This window comes from Vibrio lamellibrachiae (genome assembly GCF_050337265.1).
Lineage (GTDB): Bacteria > Pseudomonadota > Gammaproteobacteria > Enterobacterales > Vibrionaceae > Vibrio > Vibrio kyushuensis.
Map to the genome: position 1 here is coordinate 369812 of NZ_JAKJSU010000005.1, position 23197 is coordinate 393008.

The window sequence follows — 23197 nt, forward strand, 5'->3', positions numbered from 1 at the left end:
ACTCATTAAGCAGTGTCGGCATAATTATTTATATTCTAAGCGCATTCACGAGGAACGCAGGCGAAACTATACTGTTCTAACACCTCTTGGATTTTAGAGTAAATGACCTCCATCGGCGTTGCTTTCATCTCTCCTGAGAGTACTTTTCCACACTGTACGGGTAGGTATTGGCTTAATAAGCCCAGCGGAATCTCAACATCATCAAGGTTACTGATCATTGTATCCAATGCTTTCATAATACGTTCATCTGCCCAGTAATAACGGATTCTATCCGAAAGACTGAAACTCAGTTGAACGCGAGCATCTGAAAAAGTAGTACTGTAGTACTGCTCCCAGTAACGCTTATCATCCATCAATATTTGACTGATCACATCTTTCGCATGACTCTGCTTTGCAGCATCAACGAGTTCTTTCTCTATTTCAGCCAGCGCATAAATGGCCTCTCTCATGGCAAACGTCAGCCAAGGACCCACTTTCAAAATTGCGTAGTGATCGCGTACCAACTGCTGTAAGTTTTCTTTGGTTTGATAGTCTGTTGAGTGAGCTTCGTAAATGTACGGCGTTGATTCGATGAATTTTGAAAGTTCTTGAGCTTGCTCTGACTTATAGTGAATGACATTTGAGTGGTCAAATTCAACCGCGGGTTGTACAACTACACCAACAACACGGTCAAGGGCATGGTAAATACCGATCTCTTCAAAAGCTTGTTTATGCGTTTCAATGGTCATGCGCGCCGAGTCCACTTCAGTGACATGAACAGCCTTAATGGCCTCTTTTTCACCACCCGGTACAGGTACTTCCGTACCAATAACATAAGTTAGGATCTCTTTTAACTCAGGCGATGCAGAAGCCTCTGCTACTTTGGCCAATCTTGCCGCTCTTCGAGCAACTTCCATTGGGTCAAGAGGCACGGGATCACCAGCACATGACATCGATGTATCAAGGTGAATTTTGCTATAACCTGCTGATACATATGCATCAATCAATGCTTCAGATTTCAGCATTGCCGATTCCGCCGACTCTGATTGCCAGCAATTTGGCCCTAAGTGGTCACCGCCAAGAATTATTCGCTGCTTTGGAAAGCCAATCTTATTAGCCAACTCAAATACAAAGTCTCTGAACTGCGACGGAACCATTCCCGTATAGCCACCGAATTGATTCACCTGGTTTGACGTTGACTCAATAAGAACCTTATTGGTCGATGCCAGCTCAAATCTGAGCGTTGCTTCAATCACCCAAGGATGAGCAGAGCACACTGAACAGATTCCTACATTCCCTTTGCTACCATGAGCCTTAACGATATTTTTCATTCCACCACCTATTCCTTCAATTGATTTCGTTTATTATTGATCGAAGTGAAATGAAATGTAAATACAAATGGCAAATAAAAGAAAGAAAACACAAGCAAACGAAAGATAAAGAAGAAGGGTAGGAAAAAATGGAAGGAGACAACACTAAGTATGAATGCTCAATTACATCAGGAAATAGATTAGAAAGCCTGACCAATCATAGACACGCACTTCGACAAAAAATATCACTATGAATACAAAAAAGAGCCATATAAATGGCTCTTTTTCTTTGATAGTTTACAATGTAAACCCTTTATATAGCGGGCCATAGCACATTAAGGCGCAGTATCAATCTCTACAGGTAAATAATGTATAGGTTGTAGCTTTAACCACTCTGGTAATACTGTACCAATCGAAATCGAAGACCACGTGCCAGATAGAATTCCGATAAACATTGCCGTAGCAAAACCTTCCAAAGCACTGCCCCCCATGAACCAAAGCGCGGAAACAGTAATTAACGTCGTCCCTGAAGTTACCATTGTTCTTGAAAACGTTGCGATGACGGCACTATCAGTCACCTCTGCAGTTGGTTTGTCTTGTTTCGCCACCAGCAGCTCACGAATACGATCGGCAATGATGATTGAGTCATTTAATGAATAACCCAATATTGCCAATACTGCCGCAAAGACCGTAAGGTTAAATTCCATCTGGGTTGCAGCAAAGAATCCAAGCACTAATACCACATCATGCAGCAGTGCAAGCAACGAGCCACTGGCTAACCGCCATTCGAAGCGAAAACATAAGTAAGCCAATATGGTCAACATAGAGATCATTAATGCAAGTCCGCCTTGATTCACTAGATCATCTCCTACTTGGGATCCCACCATGCTGTTACTCATGACTTCGACATTGTTTGAAACTCCACTCAGCAGTTGTTCTATATTCGGCAGTTCAACGCCTGATTGTTCAATGGAAGAATCAGGAATAGGGTAACGAATAACCCAACGTCCCTCTTCACCTGAATGCGTTACTGTCGTTAACTCGCCTAATTCCGGAGCTAAGGTATCAACTAACTCCCCATTAGTCAGACCAAGGTCAACCCTGACTTCAGTCACCATTCCTCCGGTAAAATCGAGGCCCATATTAAGCCCTTTCATTCCAAGAGCAGCAACGGAGATCACCATTAAGAAAAGAGAAACATAACTGGTGAAGTATCGTATTTTTCGAATGTTCTTTTTAAATGGATTCACTTTCATTGTTTTCCCATTTGTCTCGATATTACTGGTTAAGTCGATATTGCTGTTTGTCTTTATGATGCGATTAGTCATGATTAAACCTTTACTTCACGACGAGAATCGCGACCCCAAATTAGATTGATGATAGAGCGTGAAACAAAGACACCTGTAAACATACTGGTCAATAGACCGAGACCTAGAGTTAATGCAAACCCCTGAATAGGGCCGTTACCGATAGAGTAAAGAATCACAGCAGTGATCATGGTGGTAATATTGGCGTCTAATATGGTGCTAAGCGCGCTGCTAAAACCCAGATCGATGGATTGCGCGAATGTTCTCCCTTCTGCAAGCTTATCTCGTATTCTTTCAAATATAAGCACATTGGTGTCCACCGCCATACCTACGGTTAATACCAGTCCAGCGATTCCGGGCAGAGTAAGGACTGCACCGGGCAATAAAGCGATTAAACCAAGTAGACAGCCGATGTTAGTGATCAGAGCCGTATTGGCAACCCAGCCTAAGCGTCGATACCACAACGCCATAAAGGTTAAGGTTAACCCCATGCCTAACGCTAACGCCGCAAAGCCATTTTTGATATTTTCAGCGCCCAAAGATGCGCCGATGGTACGCTCTTCGACAATCGTCACCGGAGCGGTGAGTGAACCGGCTCTCAGCAACAAAGCCAGCTCTTGTGCTTCAGCCATCGAGCCTGCTCCTGTAATACGGAACTGACTTCCTAGCTGAGACTGAATAGTTGCGACTGAAATGACTTTTTCGCTGCGCTGAGACTCACCTTTAGCGTTAGTGGTGTACTCGCGATACACCGTTGCCATTGGCTTGCCAATATTGGTGCGAGAGAAATCACTCATGATCTTGCCACCAGCGTGGTCAAGAGATATGTTGACCTCTGACATCCCCATTTCGTCGACCCCTGCACGGGCATTAACGATGTGCTCACCTGTTAATACAGGGCGTTTCGCTAGCATCACAGGTTGACCGCTTTCATCTTTTAATATCATGTCAGAACGAGTCATACCGTCAGTGGTCGATTTCGCCTGATGGAAAGATAAACTCGCAGTCGCACCGATAACGTTTTTCGCTTGGGTTGGATCTTGTACACCCGGTAGCTCAATACGTATTCCGTGCTCACCCTGACGCTGTACCAATGCTTCAGTAATACCAAGCTCTTCAATACGGTCACGCATTATTTTTAAGTTCTGCTGAATCGTAATGGTTTGAAATTCAGTTCGGTTTTGCGCAGATGGAGAAACCGTTAGGTAGTCTGAGTGGTTCTTTATATCCCAACCGGAGTAATTGGTTTTAATAAAGGTACTGGCGCTGTTCAATGCCTGTGACGACGACGTCGATACCTCAAAACCATCGACACCTAGCTTAGTTAGTTTTACACCCCGTAAGCGCTCTTGGCGTAATGAGTCTCTAACTTCTTCCACCATCGTATCGCGCTGCTCTTCAAACGCTTTATCAACATCAACGTTAAGCAGAAACTGGACGCCGCCACGTAAGTCCAAACCTAGCTTAATAGGGTTAAATCCGAACTGGGTAAACCATTTTGGTGCCACTGAAAGGTAAGAGAAGCTAATGCTGTCTCGCTCACTAATCAGGTCGTCTAAAATAATGCGAGCGTTACTTTGATCCGTCTCTGAATCAAAGACTAATGTGAATTTATTGCCTACCTGCTCGATTTGATTCGTCGAGATACCTTCTGACTCGAGAAGGCCTGATAGTTGAAATGCCGCGTTCGATGTTTTATTGAGTTCGTTACTCACTGTCTCTTCGGAAAGTGAAAGCTGAATAGACGGTTGTTCCCCATACCACGTCGGAATGGCACTCAATGCCAAAACAATGATGGTAGTGATGAGTACAATGTATTTCCACACAGGGTAGTGATTAAGCAGGCGAGCAGAGTTCGCCTTTCTAGCTTTTTTCTTACTGTCTAAGCTCTGTTTGGCCGTGTTCTTTTGAGAAAGATTTTTCATAGATAAACCGTCCCTTGACCGCAAGATCAAGTTTTATAAATAGCGTTGACCAGCCTCGTCGATGTAATACAACCGACGTGCTCATCAAAATGAATAAATTTATTTAAGGGGAGTAAAGATTATCTATTTAGAACTGGCTATTTAATGCGACATAAAGAGCGTTGGTCTCTTTCCAGCCTGAAATGCGGTGCTCTGATGCAAAAGCGTCACCTACCCAAAAATCGACATCATAAATAGCGTGTAGATAACGTTTATAATGTGGCACATGAGTAAGATCGTCGAAGAATTCGCTGCTTGGCTCACTGGCCTCTTCAATCAGAGTAGAAGAAGCAGACCAACGGCTAGAGTTAATGATGGCGATTGCACTATCAATAACTTCAGTTTGTGACACCGGCCTTGGTGCTAGTGGCTTAGGCGTTTCCTCGGTAGATTCAAAAACGATTGAATCAAAAAGAGATTGTAGAGATGTGTGAGGCGATGGTTGATCTTCCATCAACAAAGGTTGATGGTGATAAGTTAGCTCACTGTTTTCTAGCTTTGAGTCATGAACGCTATCACTTTGTATCAGGCTCGCGAATGCTTGCGATGGCAATAGCAGCGCAAAAATCGTTAACCAAAATATCTTAATAAAGTGAACGGGCATCAAACCAGCCAAGTGAGTAACTAACAGGCTGACATAATAAGGATGAATAGGTCTGGTCACAACTAAAAACATCTAAAATCTATCGAGTCACGGCGACAAAACGCTCTCATTTAATTAAATTCATTTCGACCAATAAAGGTATAACCTCCACACAAACATGAGTGCTCACTCATACATCACTTTTTCACTCGCAGGTAATATGGATTCCAAGCTAATCAACAGGACAAAATAATGATTGTGACGAACGCATTCAACGAGAATCTAAGTGAGGAATCCAAGCAGCATTGGCTAAGTTACTGGAAGCATTTTAACCAGAGCCAGTATAGCTTTTGTGCTGAACATAATTGCACGAACGAGCACCACCACGGTGTATTAGTAAAACAATCCGCGTTTAGCGAAGAAGCCCTATTCGTTGTGCCACTGTGTAAAGAGCACAGCAACAGTTTTTTAACCCAAATTGAATTAGATGAGCAAGCAACTGTTATTCCAGCCGAGTTAAGTCTCTAGTCTATAGATCCTTGTAGGGATTGTTTTATTGGGTACAGAGCAATGATGCCTATTATCGTTGCTCTTTTTTATGCCTGCCCGTTTACCCTTTATTCAAACGCCGTTTTCTACACTAAAAGATTGAGGCATATCAAGAAAAATCGCGCTAATTCAAGGGTTGAGCTGAAGATATTAAAAACGGACTACTTTCGTAAAATACCAGCTAGTTGAGAAAAATACAGGTTGATAGACTCCAATCATTAAGAGGGATAACCAACGTGTCTTCTCGACCAAATTACTTATTAAATCTGGAGCAAAAAACATGTCTAGCACATTTTACATACCGGCAGTGAACGTGATTGGTGAAGGTTGCTTAAAAGAAGCAGTGACAAGTATTCAATCTTATGGGTACAAAAAACCGCTTATCGTGACAGATAATGTATTAGTGCAAATCGGCCTAGTTGCTAAAGTGACTACCCTACTAAAAGAAGCTGACGTTGAATGTGTGGTTTATGATGAAACAAAGCCAAACCCAACTATAATTAACGTCAATGATGGCCTTGCCATGTTTAAAGAAGCAAACTGCGACAGTGTGATCTCTTTAGGTGGCGGCTCTCCGCATGATTGTGCGAAAGGCATTGCTTTGCTTGCAACTAACGGCGGCGAAATCAAAGATTACGAAGGCCTTGATCAATCAGCTAAACCACAAGCGCCACTTATCGCAATCAACACAACCGCTGGTACTGCTTCAGAAATGACACGATTCTGTATCATTACCGATGAAGAGCATCACATTAAAATGGCTATTGTTGATAAACACGTGACACCAATCATGTCAGTCAACGATCCAGAGCTAATGCTCGATAAGCCCGCATCATTAACCGCCGCGACAGGGATGGACGCGCTAACCCACGCCGTTGAAGCTTATGTTTCGACTGCTGCAACGCCCGTTACTGATGCCGTTGCAATCAAAGCCATTGAGATGATTCAAGCAAACCTTCGCCAAGCTGTGACCAACGGTGATGATATTAAAGCGCGAGACAACATGGCTTACGCACAGTTCATGGCGGGTATGGCGTTTAACAACGCTTCTCTTGGTTATGTACACGCTATTGCTCACCAGCTTGGTGGATTCTATGACCTTCCTCATGGCGTATGTAACGCGATTTTGTTGCCTCATGTACAAGAGTACAACGCGCAAGTTAGCCCAGAACGCCTTGGTGATGTTGCAAAAGCAATGGGTGTTAACGTTGAGGGAATGACTAGTGAAAAAGCCGCAGAAGCCGGTCTAAACGCTATTCGACAGCTATCTCAAGATGTCTCAATCCCTGCTGGCTTGGAAGAGTTAGGTGTGAAGGTCGATGACTTCAACACACTTGCTGAGAACGCGCTGAAAGACGTGTGTGGTTTCACCAATCCAAAACAAGCAACACATGAAGAGATCGTGAAAATACTCTCTCATGCCATGTAACCTCAGCTCGGGATAAGAAAGTCGACAATAATCGAACTTTCATCGCTTGGGCTAATTCATAAGTCAGTGTGGCTAATTTAGTTGGATAACAAGGCAAAATCATAAGTCAATAGCTAGTCTATTGTGTTGATTTTAACGAAGTTAGATACTAAAGAAGCTGGGCTGACTGGCTTAAATTATCCCGTGCAGAGGTTAGGTAATAACGAATTACGTTTGAAGTGATAGAGACCCCACAGTTATGGCTGTGGGGTCTTTTTGTCTGTTACCGAGCTAATCTAGATCATAGAATTAACGACCTTCGCTGACTACTATCGAAAATTGCTTATTGCTATCACCTAGATTTAACGATGAAAACTATAAAAAATTTCAGCCGAGTAGCAGAACGAGAGTACGCCATTACGACCAATGACATTAACCTGCTCTACTACGAGCTGCCTCAATTTTTTCAAGACGAGTACCATACCTATAACCAACCACGCTTATGTACCATATTGAATGGTGCAAAAGAGGTCAGCGTGAATCAATCTCAAAGCTTTCAATACCATAAAGATGAGTTCGTGTTATTGCCGCCTGATTCTTGTGTCTACATGTCGATGCCAAAATCAACGCAAGCCTTGGTCTATGAATTTAACGATCGAATCATTGATGGCGTTTTACAGCTGGTATCAGACAACTTAGAGCTCAATACACTCAGTGATTTGAATTACTCACAGTTTCAACACAATAAAGTGTCCGGTCGAATGAGTACTTTGCATCAACGCACTCTAGAAATTTTAAATAATAACGATGTAAACATCCCTTTCTTACTCAACTTAAACAGCCAAGAAATGGTCTATGAGCTTGTAAAACAGCAAGGGTGCTTTGATATCATTCGAAACCATAATCATCATCCGATTAATCGAGCTGTACGGCTTATGAATTCTGATCTTGGTAAAGTGATGACGGTGTCAGATGTGGCAGAAGAAGTGGGTATGTCTTCATCCAACTTCAGCCAACGTTTTAAGGCGATTATGGATAAAACACCAAAGGAATACCTCAAGGATTTAAAATTAGATCAAGCCAAGTTATTGCTAGGCCACTCGTCGGTTACCGACACAGCAATGGCAGTGGGTTACGACAATATCTCGCACTTCATTCGCTTATTTAAAGCAGCCTTTGGTCTAACACCAAAACAATATCAGCGTCATCACTACCGCGCTGAAAGTTTTCACTAATATAGTACTGAGTAGCAAGTACGCATGTTTAGATTTCAAATTTCTTTACTTTGCTCAAAACAACAATAGAATTATGGTTACCGAATAATCGAAAATGGATACATTTTCACAATTAATCTAAGGAGGAATCTATGTCTTTGTGGTCTTCAATCAACCCACGTTTATTTGGCATTACAGCTCGCTCAATAGTTACTGATATCGCGTTGCGATAATCTCGACTTGAGCGAATAATTACCTTTACAGAAAACGTTACACGAGTAGTTCCCCTCAAGCTCGAAGAATTATTGTCAACCCAGACAATGGCGTCTTACGCCCAAAATTCTTGAGACAATTATGAGTACTTTTTTAACAGCACAATCCCTTACACTTTCCTACACCTCTAGCGCACTATTCAAAGAGCTGTCTATCACCGTTAATCGTGGCGATAAAATTGGCCTTATCGGACATAATGGTTGTGGCAAAAGTTCACTGCTTAAGCTGTTGGATGGGCAATACGAACCCAGTGAAGGGCATATCTCGAAAGCCAAACAGTGCCTTCTAAGTTATGTTGAACAACACATTCCTGACGAACTGAAGTTTAAAACCGTTCTAACTGCATTAGCCGAAACCTTAGATGAGGGAGAGCAATGGCGTGCAGAATTACTTCTATCCGAATTAGGCTTTTCTGAATCGACTTGGAATATGCCAGTGGTTAATTGCAGTGGCGGTCAACAAATGCGGTTTTTACTTGCCAGAGCAATAATCAAAGATCCCGATTTGTTGTTACTCGATGAGCCAAGTAACCACTTAGATCTACCCTCTCTTATGTGGTTAGAGCAATTTCTGTTGCGGTGGAAGGGATCATTTGTGTTGGTTTCTCACGATCAAACCTTGCTTGATTCGGTAACCAATACAACATGGGTTATGCGTGACCAATCTCTTCACCACTTTGCTTTGCCATGTTCTAAAGCAAGAGAAGCACTGGTTGAGAAAGATATGCAAGACCAAGCTCGTCACCTTAGTGAGCAAAAAGAAATCGACCGTATAGAGAAAAGCGCCAAACGCCTAGCGGTGTGGGGCAAGGTATACGACAACGAAGATTTGGCTCGCAAAGCAAAAACCATGTTTGCCAGAAAAGAGCGTTTGGAAGAAGAGCAAACAGAAGTTAGCGAAGGTCCGCCCTGGCGTTTGAAGCTTCAAGGAGAGGCGTTGGCTGCAAATCGTTTAATCGAGATCGCCCCTTTTACCATAAAGCCACCACAAAGCTCACTCGCACTGTTTAATATGCCCAATTTACGCATTAAAAGCGGTGATCGGATTGCAATTTTAGGCAGTAACGGGTGTGGTAAATCAACACTACTGAATTTCCTACATCGGCATTACCTTCTAGAACAAGCAGAAGATGCAGGCTCCTTAAATGGTTCAGAGCGCTCTATTACTTTTCATGAGCGCTGTCGTTTAGGTTATTACGATCAGTCACTTGAGCAGCTTAATGATGAAGACACACTGACTGATGCTTTAAGTCAATTTGCTTCAATCAATACCGAGCAAAGTAAGCGAGCATTAATTAATGCTGGTTTTAAGTATGTCAGGCATGGTCAACAAATCTCATCACTGAGCGGTGGCGAAAGAGCACGATTACTGTTCGTTGGGCTGACACTTGCAAGGTATCACCTGCTATTTCTTGATGAGCCTACCAACCATTTAGACATGGAAGGAAAAGAGGAGCTGATTGAAACGCTTAATGAATTCGATGGGGCAACGGTTCTGGTCAGTCATGATCGTAGCTTAATAGAACAAAGCTGTAATCGTTTCTGGCTAATTCAAAATGGGACTCTAACGGAATACTTATCAGTGGAAGAGGTCTACCTGCAACTTACTGTTCGAAGTGAACATTCAATCGTCAGTAATGAGCCGATAGTTAAAAAAGCAGCCCCTACCCTAAGTGAAGAACCATCAGAAGAGGACCAGCTATTAAAGCGTTTGCTACAACTTGAGTCACTATTGGAAAACGATTTACAGCGAAGACCTAAGCATCAAAAACCAAGTTTACAAAAACAGTGGCGAGAAGAAATTGTCGCCATTAATAGTCAACTTTAAGCAAGAGCAGTCATACACATAATTATGACTAACGGTACAACTAATTGGCTACCCTGCATGTTGTATGGGTAGCCTTTTTTACACCAGAAAAATAGCTATTGGTATTTGCTTAATTAAAAGTGCCCCGAAATGAGAGAGAGTGGGATTATGGCTAGTTTCAAGTCCTGCACTTTGACTTATTTTTCCTCATCTAACTATGTGACCAAATTTGTTAATCCACTACAAGTTTGACAGTAGGTTGACTTCCAAAATAAATACATACATTTAAATTAAATAGAACGAATCGACTATGTTAAGGCATTGCTGATTCGTTCGTGTTTAAGAGTTCTTATTATTTTATATTGCCCCAACTGATTCCATACTTAACCTAGCCTCAACCAACGATGAGTCTGGCATATTTGAAGCTCCTTTACGTTCAACAGCCAAAGATGCAAATGCAGACGCATATTTTAACGAAAATTCAAGACTTTCCCCATTAGCGAGGCTGGCCGCGAGAGATCCATTAAATGAATCACCTGCTCCACTAGTATCGTTGACTACCGCTTTAAATGGTTTGAAATGTTGGAAGTTGTTGCCATTAAAAAGTAGTGATCCATTTGCGCCTAGAGTGATGACTACAATCTTTGGACCCATTTTATATATTTCAAGAGCGGCCTCTTTTGCACTTTCGAGATCAATTACTTCAATTCCAGATAAATCATGAGCTTCAGTTTCATTTGGGGTAATGATATCAATTAGGTGCATTATGCTTTTTATACTGTCTTGATAAGGCGCTGGGTTGACCATGACTGTAGCTGGTGTGCGACTAGCGTGTTCAATAGCTAGGCGTGTAATTTCAAAGTTATTTTCCAATTGGGTCAGAAAAATCTTTGAACGCTCTATTAAGGCGAATTCATTCATTAACTCAACAGAGTGGATGTTTTGGTTGGCAGCAAGGTCAATGGTAATTATGTTGTCGCCAGTTTCTTGAGAAACGATGATCATCGCATTACCTGTCGGCAATTCATCATCTTCAAGTATCGTTTTTGATCGGATATTAGTTCCAGCAAAATAGTCTCTAGCTTTCAGGCCGAACGAATCGTTTCCAATTTTCACTGCTAGATGTACGTTATCACAAACAATACTAGCTGCTGTTGCTTGGTTAGACCCTTTACCTCCAGCATAAAAATTGGTTGAAAGTGAATGAATAGTTTGACCTACTTTCGGGAAGTCTATCACTTCTGAAACGATATCAATATTAAATGATCCCAGAACGTAAACACCTATTTCACTATTTTCATCTCTTGGATCAATGTTTAATGATTCAGGGTACTTTTCTACAAGTTTAGACATAATATTTTTTATTCCTATATCTCTAAATAGAGTTTTATTATTTGATTCAATAAGTTTGGCGCCACCAAATATTAACTCCGCTATCCCTGATTTCTGTAAGTTCAGTAGATCTCTACGAATTGTCCTTCCAGTAACATTGAAGCGTTTTTCTAGGTCACGTGTGTAAATTATCTTATCTTTTAACAGTGAGATTCTAATGGTGTTAATTCTAGTGTATTTGTCCATGACGCCCCCTTAATCAATAATATAGTCATAATAGAATTAATATTATCTAAAGCATTACACAAAAATATAACCGCAATGGACATTTAATGTCCACTTTGAGTGATGGCGCGTAGACTATTTGTTACACATTGTTAACGAGTGTGATTCTTTTATTAGTGAGTTGGAAATTGTTGATGGTTCAAGATATATAGCTGCATCGATATTATTATTCATTTTCGCTTGATTTATTCATACATTATTCATTTATATCAATAATATAACTTAATCACCTATGACTTGCTTATGAATCGCCATCTTTGTATTTACTAGGCCGAATTGTGATGTTGATTTGTTTTTAGTTATATGTGAAGGACATTCTATGTCCATGTTGATTTTCTATTTGTGAGTTTTAATGCAGCTTTTATGCTCTGGCTTCATTAAAGTAATTGTTAGGTTAAATATCCAATAACAGCGTTAAATGTAGATTTCATTTTCAATTTGCATTTGATGAATATATGAGGAAACCCAGTCCTCATTAAATTATAATAATAGAGAGAATAAAATGAACTCACCAAAATTCATTATTAATTCAATATCCTGTGCTGTAATAATCGGCAGTATAGGGAGTGTGCTTGCTAAAGAAGATATAACAATTTGGTATGAGAATGCAGAACCTAGACACCAACAGGCTCTACAAGATACGTTTATAACTCCGTTCAATAATTCACAGGATGAATACAATGTAAAAATTGAATATTATGGTGATGTTGGTGTTAAAACCCAGATGGCGTTAATGGCTAGTCAAGATACCTTTGATATATTTATGACCGAAGGGCCTACTATTTTAAAAAGACTTGTAACTTCTCGAAAGGTAGAGCCTTTAGATGAGTATGCTAAAAAATATGGTTGGACGAACAAGTACCAAGAAGTGATGATGGATTCACTTAAAGTTGATAATACTCTTTACGGATTACCAAAAACATTCGAAAGCTTAGGTGTTTTTTACAATAAAAAAATGTTTAAAGATAACAACTGGGATGTACCAACAACAAAGAGTGAGCTTGAATCTCTTAAAGTGAAAGTGCGAGAGGCTGGTTACATGCCGTTCGCTGCCGGTAATAAAGGTTGGCAGGGAAATAATGAGCATTATGTCTCTGCTATACAAGCAAGTTGCCTAAATTCACAACAATTTCATGATGTATTGAAAGGAAAGATAAAGTGGTCATCACCAGAAGTGAGAGAAAGTTTTGATATTGTTGATGATTGGTTCAAAGAATCCTTTACTAAAGATGATTACTTTTCTCTGAATATAGATGAAATGATTGCGGGGATGGAGCAGGAAGTCTATCCAATGACCATATCTGGCACCTGGGCATTTCAGTTCATCAAGGAGGAGCACCGAGACAATATAGGCGTAGCTCCGCTACCAGCACTTTGCTCGGATTCAACCTATCCTAATTATTCAATTGCCATTGGCGCAGCTTTCTCTATCAATGCTAATTCGAAAAATAAAGACGGAGCAGCGTTTGTCTTAGATAAACTTCTTTCTAAGGAAACATTTGTTGATATGGCAAGTGTTTGGCCGGGAGAATGGTTAGTGCCTTTAGAAGAGCTTCCGTTAGACGCATTTAAAGAGAATGTGCACCCCGCTTTCTATGAGCATGTGACAGAAGTCGTTAATGCAATGGATGTAGGCAATATAGGCCTTGCTACTTGGACGTTCTTTCCGCCTAGAAGTCGTCAATTTATTATTGAAAATATTGAAGCCGTCTGGCTTGAAAAGATGACTATGGATAAATTTGTCAATGATCTTGATAAAACCTTTCAACGTGAACTAAAACGTGGCGAAGTTCCTACTATCCCTGCACCTGTAGGTAGCTAGCCCTCCCCCCAAAAAAACAGGCGTACACATGTATGCCTGTTTTTAGAGCGAGATAACTTATGAATGTAAAATACTGGGTTGTACCAGCGCTCGCTATCAATTTTTTGATGATAGTCGTGCCCGCTTTATTTACGGTTTACATTTCCTTTACCGACTGGGATGGCTTTGGTACTCCTTTGTGGGTGGGTCTTGAGAACTTTGAAATGTTGTTTACCGATGAATCCTTTTTGGGTGTTCTTTGGAATAATGTCGTTTGGACATTTTTATTTATAACTATTCCCGTTATTTTTGGTGTCTTTATTTCAGCGCTTTTAATGCTAGTAAAAAAAGGAAAAATAATCTATCAATCAATATTTTTGATTCCATACCTACTCGCATCTGTTATTAACGCAACAATCTGGCGAGATATGATTTATAGCCCAGTCTCTGGTGTTTTTAGCTATATAAACAAGGTGATGTTTGAAGGTGAAAGGGTATTGCAAAATCCTCTCTCAGACCCTGCCACTTCATTATTTGGTGTAATCGTAGTAGATATGTGGCATTGGTGGGGCTTCGTTGCCATCATTTTCTTTGCCGCCATGAGGCAAATAAATCAGGAGCAAATTGAAGCAGCTAAGGTGGATGGTGCGAGTTTTTATCAAATTGTGACCCGCATTATTATGCCATTTATTAAACCTACGATTTTACTCATTCTTTCGCTGTCAGTTATCTGGTCATTTTTAGCCTTTGACTATGTTTTTGTTTTAACCGGAGGGGGTCCAGCTAACTCGTCAGAGTTATTGGCAACGTTGTCTTATAAGCGGGCATTCCAGGAGTTCGATGTAGGTGGAGCAGCAGCAATTTCAGTTGTTATTAGCTTCTTTGGATTGATTTCGACAGCAGCCTATATATTTTTCCAGAGAGAGGAGAACTAAATAATGTCTATCAATTCTGAACAGGTGATTAGGACGGAAAAAAAGGTATTTAGAGAAGGATTATCGACTCGAAAACGGAAAAATACGAAAAGCTTATCTATATGGTTAAGTCATATTGCGTTGGTATTCGTTTCGTTTGTGACTTTGTTTCCCATTGCTTTAATGGTGATTAATAGTTTTAAGTCTAATGCTGATATTACATCTAATCCCTTGGCATTACCCAGTGATATAGCTTGGAGTAACTTTTCTAACGCTTGGAATTATGCACACTTTTCATCAACAATACCAAATAGCATTATGGTAGCGCTTTACACTATTTCTATAGTGCTCGTATTAGCTACTCCGCTAGCTTGGGTGCTCGCAAGAAAACTCGTTAGAAGCTGGCAAATGATCATGCTTTGGCTGATGGCTGTGATGACCGTACCATCCCAGCTATTTATGTTTGTTCTGTATTTTACTTACGCAGAATTAAATATTTTAAACAATCAGTTAAGTTTGGCACTTATCTACGCGGTGACACAAATCCCATTCGCTACTTTTATTCTTCGAACCTACTTTGCAGCAATTCCTGTGGAACTTGAGGAGAGTGCTCAAATTGAAGGGGCGTCTCCATGGCAGGTGCTAAGACGGGTTTTAATTCCTATGGTAGCACCTGGGCTTTTGACAGTGTCGTTAATCGTTGGCCTTGGAGCGTGGAATGAGTTCTTGTTGTCTAGCATTTTCATGCAAGGCACGGAAAAATCATCTGCAATAGTTGCCTTCTTTTCCTTACAAGGCACATACGGTAATGATTCTGGCATTTTGATGGCCGGAGCAATGATCTTAATTGCGCCTGTCATCTTCTTTTTTGTTCTTTTGCAAAAGCGTTTTGTGGAAGGTTTAGTTGGCGGTTCAGTAAAAGGGTAATAAAAATGAGTATTCAATTTCCATCTGATTATTATGAAAAATTATATGCTGGCATCGTCGGCAAGATTATTGGTGTATATGTAGGAAGGCCTTTTGAAGGCTGGAGCTATGAAGAAATAACGGCTCAGTTTGGTGACATAAACCGTTATGTCCATGAGCAAGTTGGCGTTCCTCTGATAGTAAGTGATGATGACATTACAGGCACATTTTTATTTGCACATGCACTAGAAGACCATTTATTTAGACCTGATTTCTCAGCCAAACATATAGGTCAAACATGGGTTGACTACCTTATCGAGCATCAAACCATATTGTGGTGGGGTGGCATGGGAATGTCGACGGAACATACGGCTTGGTTAAATCTAAAGCGTGGTATCGAAGCACCGGCTAGTGGGTCTATTGAACAAAATGGTCATGCCGTAGCGGAACAGATTGGTGCGCAGATATTTATAGATGGTTGGGCTATGCTTTGTCCTGCAATGCCAGATAAAGCTGTACAACTTGCTCGCGAAGCCGGCCTTGTGAGTCACGACGGTGAAGCTGTACATGCTGCGTGCTTGATTGCAGCGATGGAAGCACAAGCGTTTGTAGAGAAAGATCTTAATACCCTGATTGATTTGGGCCTGTCTTACATCCCTAGTGACTGTGCAATTTCAACTATGATTGCAGATATTCGTGGATGGTATGAAGCGGATCCAAACAACTGGCGAGCCGCATTTGAACTTCTCAAAGAGAACTATGGCTATGATAAATACCCGGGGAATTGTCATGTTATGCCCAATCATGGCTTGATCATTCTATCGCTGTTGTATGCTGGTGATAGCTTCCACAAGTCGATGAAGATAGTGAACACCTTAGGATGGGATACGGATTGTAACGCGGCAAATGTAGGTTGTATCAATGGAATTCGTCTAGGGTTAACAGCACTAGATGATGGTTATGATTGGAGAACCCCTGTATGTGACCGTTTCTACCTTCCAAGTGGAAGCAGCTATCAGAATGTGTCAGACGCTGTACAACAAACGGATAAGTTTTACCGTATTGCGTCCAAGTTACATCTTAATGAAATAGTACCAAGGGCTGCCAAGTTTCACTTTTCACTCCCAGGGTCCTTGCAAGGGTTTATGGCACTGAGTCATCAAGACTTATCACCAAATGTACGTCTATCTAACACAGGTAAAAAACTTACAATTGAATATGCTCACCTTATAAAAGGTGTTCCTGCGAGAGTTAGTACGGCGACACATACTGACAGAGAGGTACTGGTTAAAGAACGCTACCATACACTAGGTTGCCCGACTCTTTACTCTGGTCAAACAGTTAAAGCGACGCTTTCAACTTGTCAAAGTGATAATGGTCAAGCTAATGTTCGATTCTACATTGAGACATACGATAGCGAATTATCCAGCCACATCATCTATTCAGATGACTACGTTATCGACTCAGAACAAAAAATTGAATGGATAATTCCCTCCGTAGGGTCTCACTTGATTCGAAGTATTGGTATCGAGCTATTTAACTCGACTGATATAGGTAAGAGTGGAATTCTGAACCTACATGAACTGGATTGGAGTGGCTCACCAAACATGGAATTGATGGTCGGGACGGAAGAACTCTCTGACTTCTGGGAAAATAGTTGGATTAAAACAACTGATCAGTTAAGAAAATTTCCTAACAGAAAATCAGTATCAATTATCAATAATGACCGTAGTGATGCAGGTGTATTTGTTCACGGTAGTGAAGATTGGACTGACTACCAGTGTCAAACAAATCTTGTCTCTGAGCTCAAGGAAAATTTCGGTTTGATAGCACGTTATCGTGGCCTGACTCGATATTATGTACTCGAACTGACCCATGATGATAAAGCTCAGTTGGTTCGTTATCACTATGATGAAAGAACAGTGATTACCGAAGAGAACTTCCCGTGGAGTACGCATACCGGGTACCTATTTAGTCTGAAAGTAGAGGGCAACCATTTTATCGGCCATATCGGTGATCAAGAGGTTTTCAACATTACAGATAATGATATGGCAAGCACCTTTGAATGTGGCTTAGTTGGTGTTTATAACTCAATGGGTCCAATTACGTTCAGTGGCATCGAAGTTAAATCTCTTTAACTAATATAAGGTTAGGGCATGTTTTCATGCCCTAATAAACCGATTGGAGTACAAGATGGCAACACTATCATTCAACAATGTAAATAAGTCCTTTGGTGACACTCAAATTGTCAAAGGCTTCAACCTTGATGTTAAGGATGGCGAGTTCATTGTATTACTAGGCCCGTCAGGCTGTGGTAAATCAACTACGTTGCGTATGCTAGCGGGGTTGGAAGATATAACGGATGGAGAGATCTCTATTGGGGATCGTATAGTAAATGATTTGTCACCCGGTGATCGTAATATCGCAATGGTTTTTCAAAGTTACGCCCTTTACCCGCATATGACCGTATACGAGAACATCGCTTTTGGATTAAGGATTAGTAAACTATGTGATGAAGAGGTGGATAAAAAGGTGCAGTGGGCAGCCGAAATATTAGAGCTTACTCCCTATCTTCAGCGTAAGCCTAAAGCGCTTTCCGGTGGACAAAGACAAAGGGTAGCAATGGGGAGATCTATGGTGCGAACACCAGATGTGTTCTTGTTTGACGAACCGCTTTCAAATCTTGATGCTAAGTTGCGTGGGCAAATGAGACATGAGATCAAAGCACTTCATAAGCGACTGAATAAAACGACTATTTACGTTACTCATGACCAAATAGAGGCATTAACATTAGCTGATAGAGTGGTAATTTTACGCGATGGGGTAATCGAGCAGATTGGAACACCGAAAGAAATTTACCAAAATCCAATTAATGCATTTGTTGCAGGTTTTATTGGTACGCCAAATATGAACTTGCTACATGCAAAAGTAGAAGAAAGCCAGGATATATTACAGTTGAAACTTGGTAAGCAATCAATTGAGTTGCCAAAGGCGAAGTTTAAAACTCTGCTTGATGGGCAAGATGTAACTTTTGGTGTGCGCCCTATGGATGTATCTACAGCCGGCGAGAGTGCTAGTGATGAACCGATGTTGAGAATTAAAAGCACTGTGGTAACAAGTGAATTACTTGGTCCCACAATTCAAATAGACTCATTAATTGGCGACCAGAATTTTATTGTCGAGGTAGATGCCAATCATTCAGTTAAAGACAGTGATGAATTAGAGTTGAGATTTTCGTTAGATGACATCCATTTGTTTTGCTCATCTAGTGGAGAGTCGTTAAGAAATATAACGTAGTTATATTGTGTTTAGGCTAAAGCTAACGGTACGCGTTTGCGTATCGTTTAAACTTATGCTTATCAGGGAATGCCTGAGGTAGCTAAGAAGGCGTTGAGTCGGTAGCTATTCAATACTTGAAGCAATCCATGCCTTTCTATATTAGTAAAGCGTGTAGCATACTTCAGTACAAAATCGTTACAGTTGGTTCATTCTAGCGAGAAAGTGCAAGGGCAGCTTCAATCTTTATCGTCATTTACGACTAATTCGGATGGCAGTTTTGCTCTGGGGGCCACTGCAGCCATTCTCAATTACGTTTAGCTCAGGAGGTCTATCTCAGCAATGTGTGATGAACACTTCTGAAAATGCATATTGAGAAAACAGTAACAATCCAATCATGACCTTCATCATCATTATTACCTCAAATTAATCTCTCTATTGAGCTTACTCTAATATCGGTCATGTGAGAGGTTATCAAAGGTGACTGGTATATAATGTCATACCAGTCACCTTCGATATCATTTGATTGTTCAATAAATAAGTGATCTATCTCGGCGACCACGTAACGTCAGTCTAAGCCACGTATATTTTCAAAAGGAGCAAAAGCGAGGGCCCCCCGCTTCGTCTGCTGTTTAATCTAACTGACTGTTCGGCTAAATTTAAGGCTCGCTAACCATGCTAATACACCGATGACAGCGTAAATAGCAACATTTATCCAACCCGCTTCAGGAATGGCGCTAAATGGGTTTGGCGCAAGAATAGCGTGCAGTGGTAAGTAGAATATTTCAGAGAAGAACTGATCTAATCCATAGTTATTGAACATTGCTATTGGCATCCAGCGCAGTGCGTAAACGGCAATTAAGATCACCAGAAGCGGCGAGTTCACTTTCTGTGATATCGCCATCGCTACGAGTGCTAGAGGCAACAGCAGAGCCCCTGCTACGATCATTCTAAATAAAAACTCTATCCAGTTCAGCAACACGTAACCTAATGATGCTTGACGATACAACAGAGCCAGCTGATGATCAGTGGATATGTTCAAAACCCACAACATTAAATCTGCAGAAAAGACCAGTATCGAACAGACCAAAGGAATGACTAATAAACCAAAAGCTAGCTTCACTAAGTGAGTTTTAATATCACTGACTGGCATACTGCGCCAAAACATAATACTCCCCTCAGAGCGTTCTTTACGCAGTGTTCTTGGGAAATATTGCACACTCATCAAGATGGATAATAACCCCACACCGCCCGCGACGAGCATATTGACGTCGTCACCCAACTCTTTATGGATATCACTAACATCACCGCTAAAGCTCATTTGGAAAAACATATTATGCTGCAAGGTTGAGCTAGTAATTAAGCTAATAAACAGTAGTAGACCGCAAGCAAACATGAATAAAGGAATACGCGTCACTAATGGATTTTCTAACCACTCTTTACGCATCATAGCTAAGATTGAACGCATTACGCTGCCTCCTTCTGCAAGGCCAAAAATAGATCGGATAACTTAACGCCATAAATATCACCAAGCCCGTCCACTTGTTCTGCATGTTGAGATGAGAGCAGCCACCTAGTTGTACCTAGCCCCTTTTGTGAAGAGAGTGGTTTTAAAGCTTCAACCTGCACACGATGCTCGTCGCTGGCATCAAGGATGAAGTAATCTTCGCTGATGCTTTCCATCGACGTTTGTAGCACAGACCGACCATGCTTAAGAATTAATACATCGGTAAGCAGGTGTTCAATCTCATCAACTTCATGGCTTGCAATAATCAGTACGCGCTCACCATCATGAAACCACTCTAGCAAGTGGCGATAAAAAGTATCGCGGTAGACTAAATCAAGCCCTAACGTCGGTTCATCCAAGATAAGGATTTGGGTATTGGTCGCAATCACAATGGCCAGATGCAGCTGTACCTTCATTCCTTTTGAGAGCGATTTAATTCGAGCACGCGGTTTGATATCGGTTTGATGAAGTAGTTCATCCGCTTTACTTCGGTTGAAGGCAGGGTGAACCCCTTCAGAGTAGCTGAGCAGCTGCGCAACGGTCATCCAACCGGGCAAAACGTTGACATCAGAGATATACGATAAGCTCTGCATGATCTTGTCGCGCTGTGCGATAGGTTCAAAACCATTAATACGAATCGTACCTTGGCATTCGTGAGCACCAAGTAGAGCGTTAATAAGCGTCGATTTACCTGCGCCATTATGACCTAGAAGGCCAAGCACCTGACCAGCTTGCAGTTCAAAACTGACGTCATGTAGAGCTTCACCCTGCTTTTGCCCTCCTTGTTTGCTATAAAGCTTGGAGGCGTTTTTTACACTGACTAATGCGCTCATTCTTCACCTTTAATGTGTGGTTTAAGTTGCTGATTGAACTCTTCGAGCGACATGCCCAGACGTTGTAATGTGGCAGCAATTTGAGGAATTTGTTGTTGAAGAAAACTGGCTTTCTCATCGGCAAGAAGCTGTTGCGTTGCACCTAGGGTAACGAACATGCCTTGACCACGTCTCTTTTCTACTAACCCTTCATCAACCAGCAATTGATAACCTTTCATTACCGTCAAATGGTTAATCTTCATATCCGCAGAAACACTTCGTACTGAAGGCAAAGCTTCTCCTTCTTTCCAAATGCCTTGCAGTATCTGTTGGGTGATCTGATCAGCCAACTGACGAAAAATCGGTTGGCGATCATGCCAATGCATCATGAGTAGTTTCCTTTGGCTGATTCAGTGTTATATATACATATAACACCGCAAGTGTTGAATGAGAAGATAAATTAGCGTTTCGACCATATTTAGACAGATTCAGATATTGTTAGCATAACTTTATTCGTGAGCTATATATCAAGTCACAAACAATTGTTCCGTGCTACTGGAAAGCGTCAAATCCTCAACTATTCTCCAATAGTCAGTGGTCCAAAGGTTACGGATATGTCTCATATTTTTCATCGTCATTGCCAGTCGGCATTACCTACAATATCTCACGGTCGAGGTGCTTACCTTTATGATACTCGCGGTAAAAAATACCTTGATGCCTGCGGGGGAGCGGCAGTGTCTAATTTAGGGCACGACAATGCTCACGTAAAGCAAGCCATACAACACCAACTTGATGATGTCCCTTACGCTCATACCGGGTTTTTTACTAGCCAAGTGGCGGAAGATCTAGCGACGAAAATAGCGTCGTTAGCACCCGACTCTCTCAATCATGTTTACTTTACAAGTGGTGGTTCAGAGGCTGTTGAAGCCGCATTAAAAGTGACCCGACAGTATTTCCTTGAGCAAGGTAAACCTCAAAAAACTCAGTTCATTGCTCGGCATCAAAGCTATCACGGTAATACGCTTGGTGCTCTATCTGTTGGAGGGAATCATTGGCGTCGGGATCCGTTCAAAGCCATCATGCCTTCTTCGCATCATATCAACCCTTGCTACCCTTATCGGTTTCAAGCTCAGGGAGAGAGTGATGATGCCTACGCCCTTCGTTCTGCTAGTGAACTTGAAGCTTCAATACTTGAAATAGGGGCAGAAAATGTCATGGCTTTTGTTGCAGAGCCTATTGTTGGCGCAACCTCTGGAGCGGTCGTGCCTAGCGCAGGTTACTTTTCTCAAATACGTAAAATCTGCAATCGATATGATGTCTTACTTATTCTGGACGAAGTGATGTGTGGCGTTGGTCGAAGTGGGCGTTTTTTCGCCTTTGAATATGAAAATATTGTCCCTGATATTGTCACTATGGCAAAAGGGCTTGGGGCTGGTTATCAGCCTATTGGTGCAACTCTTGTGAGTAGTAAAATCTACGACACGATTGCTCAAGGAAGTGGTTTCTTTCAGCATGGTCATACTTTTATGGCCCACCCAATGGCATGTGCAGCAAGCCTTGCCACTATAAATTATATTCAAGATAACGATCTAATCACACAAGTCGCACTAGTAGGGCAAAGCTTGCAAGAAAAACTACACGATACTCTCAACCATCAAAGCTACATAGGCGAGATACGTGGTCGTGGTCTTTTTATCGGTCTTGAACTGGTTAAAGACAAAGAATCGAAGCAGCCTCACCCGGCATCTGATCAACTAGCTAAAAAATTAAAAGCAACAGCAATGGACGAAGGTTTAATGATATACCCAATGGGGGGGACTATTGATGGGTCTCAGGGTAACCATATCCTCCTTGCACCTCCGTTTATTATTGATGACCATCAGTCGGATGAAATCGTTGATAAGCTTAACGTCACACTGCAAAAAGTAATGCGCCAACTAAATAAAGGGTAACCTGATGTCCAAGGAGAAT

The 23197-nt window shown here is 41.4% G+C and carries 18 protein-coding genes; 10 read left to right on the forward strand and 8 right to left on the reverse strand.

Annotated features, from left to right (window positions below; all coding sequences use genetic code 11):
- Window positions 1–35 precede the first annotated feature (35 nt).
- The 4 genes from gatZ to L4C54_RS07265 form a co-directional block, all read right to left on the reverse strand.
- On the reverse strand, window positions 36–1310 hold the full coding sequence (gene gatZ, locus L4C54_RS07250) for a tagatose-bisphosphate aldolase subunit GatZ (protein WP_428807644.1): 1275 nt from the start codon (window positions 1308–1310) through the stop codon (window positions 36–38).
- Window positions 1311–1624: 314 nt separating this feature from the next.
- A complete protein-coding gene (gene secF, locus L4C54_RS07255) occupies window positions 1625–2545 on the reverse strand; it encodes a protein translocase subunit SecF (RefSeq protein ID WP_428807951.1) in 921 nt (306 codons plus the stop codon).
- A gap of 74 nt (window positions 2546–2619) precedes the next feature.
- Window positions 2620–4521 (reverse strand): protein translocase subunit SecD, encoded by a 1902-nt coding sequence (secD, locus tag L4C54_RS07260; protein WP_428807645.1) that lies wholly within the window; start codon window positions 4519–4521, stop codon window positions 2620–2622.
- A 127-nt stretch (window positions 4522–4648) separates the two neighbouring features.
- The gene (locus L4C54_RS07265) at window positions 4649–5236 is read right to left on the reverse strand and encodes a hypothetical protein (protein ID WP_428807646.1); all 588 of its coding nucleotides are present in this window, start codon (window positions 5234–5236) and stop codon (window positions 4649–4651) included.
- Window positions 5237–5395: 159 nt separating this feature from the next.
- Between L4C54_RS07265 and L4C54_RS07270 the strand changes: the two genes are divergently transcribed.
- The 4 genes from L4C54_RS07270 (at window position 5396) to L4C54_RS07285 (ending at window position 10414) form a co-directional block, all read left to right on the forward strand.
- Window positions 5396–5671: a hypothetical protein gene (locus L4C54_RS07270; protein WP_428799864.1), complete on the forward strand. Its 276-nt coding sequence runs from the start codon at window positions 5396–5398 to the stop codon at window positions 5669–5671.
- 301 nt (window positions 5672–5972) lie between these two features.
- Entirely contained in the window at window positions 5973–7121 is a 1149-nt protein-coding gene (gene yiaY, locus L4C54_RS07275; protein ID WP_428807647.1) for an L-threonine dehydrogenase, read from the forward strand.
- 347 nt (window positions 7122–7468) lie between these two features.
- Window positions 7469–8335: a helix-turn-helix transcriptional regulator gene (locus L4C54_RS07280; RefSeq protein ID WP_428807648.1), complete on the forward strand. Its 867-nt coding sequence runs from the start codon at window positions 7469–7471 to the stop codon at window positions 8333–8335.
- Between the two features lie 333 nt (window positions 8336–8668).
- A complete protein-coding gene (locus tag L4C54_RS07285; RefSeq protein ID WP_428807649.1) occupies window positions 8669–10414 on the forward strand; it encodes an ABC-F family ATP-binding cassette domain-containing protein in 1746 nt (581 codons plus the stop codon).
- 336 nt (window positions 10415–10750) lie between these two features.
- On the opposite strand, the gene L4C54_RS07290 is transcribed toward L4C54_RS07285, so the two are convergent.
- Window positions 10751–11971: a ribokinase gene (locus L4C54_RS07290; RefSeq protein WP_428807650.1), complete on the reverse strand. Its 1221-nt coding sequence runs from the start codon at window positions 11969–11971 to the stop codon at window positions 10751–10753.
- Between the two features lie 541 nt (window positions 11972–12512).
- Here L4C54_RS07290 and L4C54_RS07295 point away from each other — a divergent pair.
- From L4C54_RS07295 to L4C54_RS07315, 5 genes are read left to right on the forward strand one after another with little or no spacing between them, the layout of a single operon-like run.
- Entirely contained in the window at window positions 12513–13832 is a 1320-nt protein-coding gene (locus tag L4C54_RS07295; RefSeq protein ID WP_428807651.1) for an ABC transporter substrate-binding protein, read from the forward strand.
- 59 nt (window positions 13833–13891) lie between these two features.
- Window positions 13892–14746 (forward strand): carbohydrate ABC transporter permease, encoded by an 855-nt coding sequence (locus L4C54_RS07300; RefSeq protein ID WP_428807652.1) that lies wholly within the window; start codon window positions 13892–13894, stop codon window positions 14744–14746.
- A gap of 3 nt (window positions 14747–14749) precedes the next feature.
- Window positions 14750–15652, forward strand: coding sequence for a carbohydrate ABC transporter permease (locus L4C54_RS07305; protein ID WP_428807653.1), 903 nt, complete (start codon window positions 14750–14752; stop codon window positions 15650–15652).
- Between the two features lie 5 nt (window positions 15653–15657).
- Complete coding sequence (locus L4C54_RS07310) at window positions 15658–17769, forward strand: ADP-ribosylglycohydrolase family protein (RefSeq protein WP_428807654.1); 2112 nt, start codon at window positions 15658–15660, stop codon at window positions 17767–17769.
- Window positions 17770–17824: 55 nt separating this feature from the next.
- Window positions 17825–18928, forward strand: a complete 1104-nt coding sequence (locus L4C54_RS07315; protein WP_428807655.1) for an ABC transporter ATP-binding protein — start codon at window positions 17825–17827, stop codon at window positions 18926–18928.
- A gap of 616 nt (window positions 18929–19544) precedes the next feature.
- Here the strand turns inward: L4C54_RS07315 and L4C54_RS07320 are convergent.
- From L4C54_RS07320 to L4C54_RS07330, 3 genes are read right to left on the reverse strand one after another with little or no spacing between them, the layout of a single operon-like run.
- On the reverse strand, window positions 19545–20375 hold the full coding sequence (locus L4C54_RS07320) for a hypothetical protein (RefSeq protein ID WP_428807656.1): 831 nt from the start codon (window positions 20373–20375) through the stop codon (window positions 19545–19547).
- A complete protein-coding gene (locus L4C54_RS07325) occupies window positions 20375–21247 on the reverse strand; it encodes an ABC transporter ATP-binding protein (protein WP_428807657.1) in 873 nt (290 codons plus the stop codon). The genes L4C54_RS07320 and L4C54_RS07325 overlap by 1 nt, the downstream gene beginning before the upstream one ends.
- Complete coding sequence (locus L4C54_RS07330; protein WP_428807658.1) at window positions 21244–21615, reverse strand: GntR family transcriptional regulator; 372 nt, start codon at window positions 21613–21615, stop codon at window positions 21244–21246. Before L4C54_RS07330 ends, L4C54_RS07325 begins: the two co-directional genes overlap by 4 nt.
- A gap of 225 nt (window positions 21616–21840) precedes the next feature.
- Here L4C54_RS07330 and L4C54_RS07335 point away from each other — a divergent pair, with 225 nt between their 5' ends.
- Window positions 21841–23178, forward strand: coding sequence for an aspartate aminotransferase family protein (locus L4C54_RS07335; protein ID WP_428807659.1), 1338 nt, complete (start codon window positions 21841–21843; stop codon window positions 23176–23178).
- Window positions 23179–23197 lie beyond the last annotated feature (19 nt).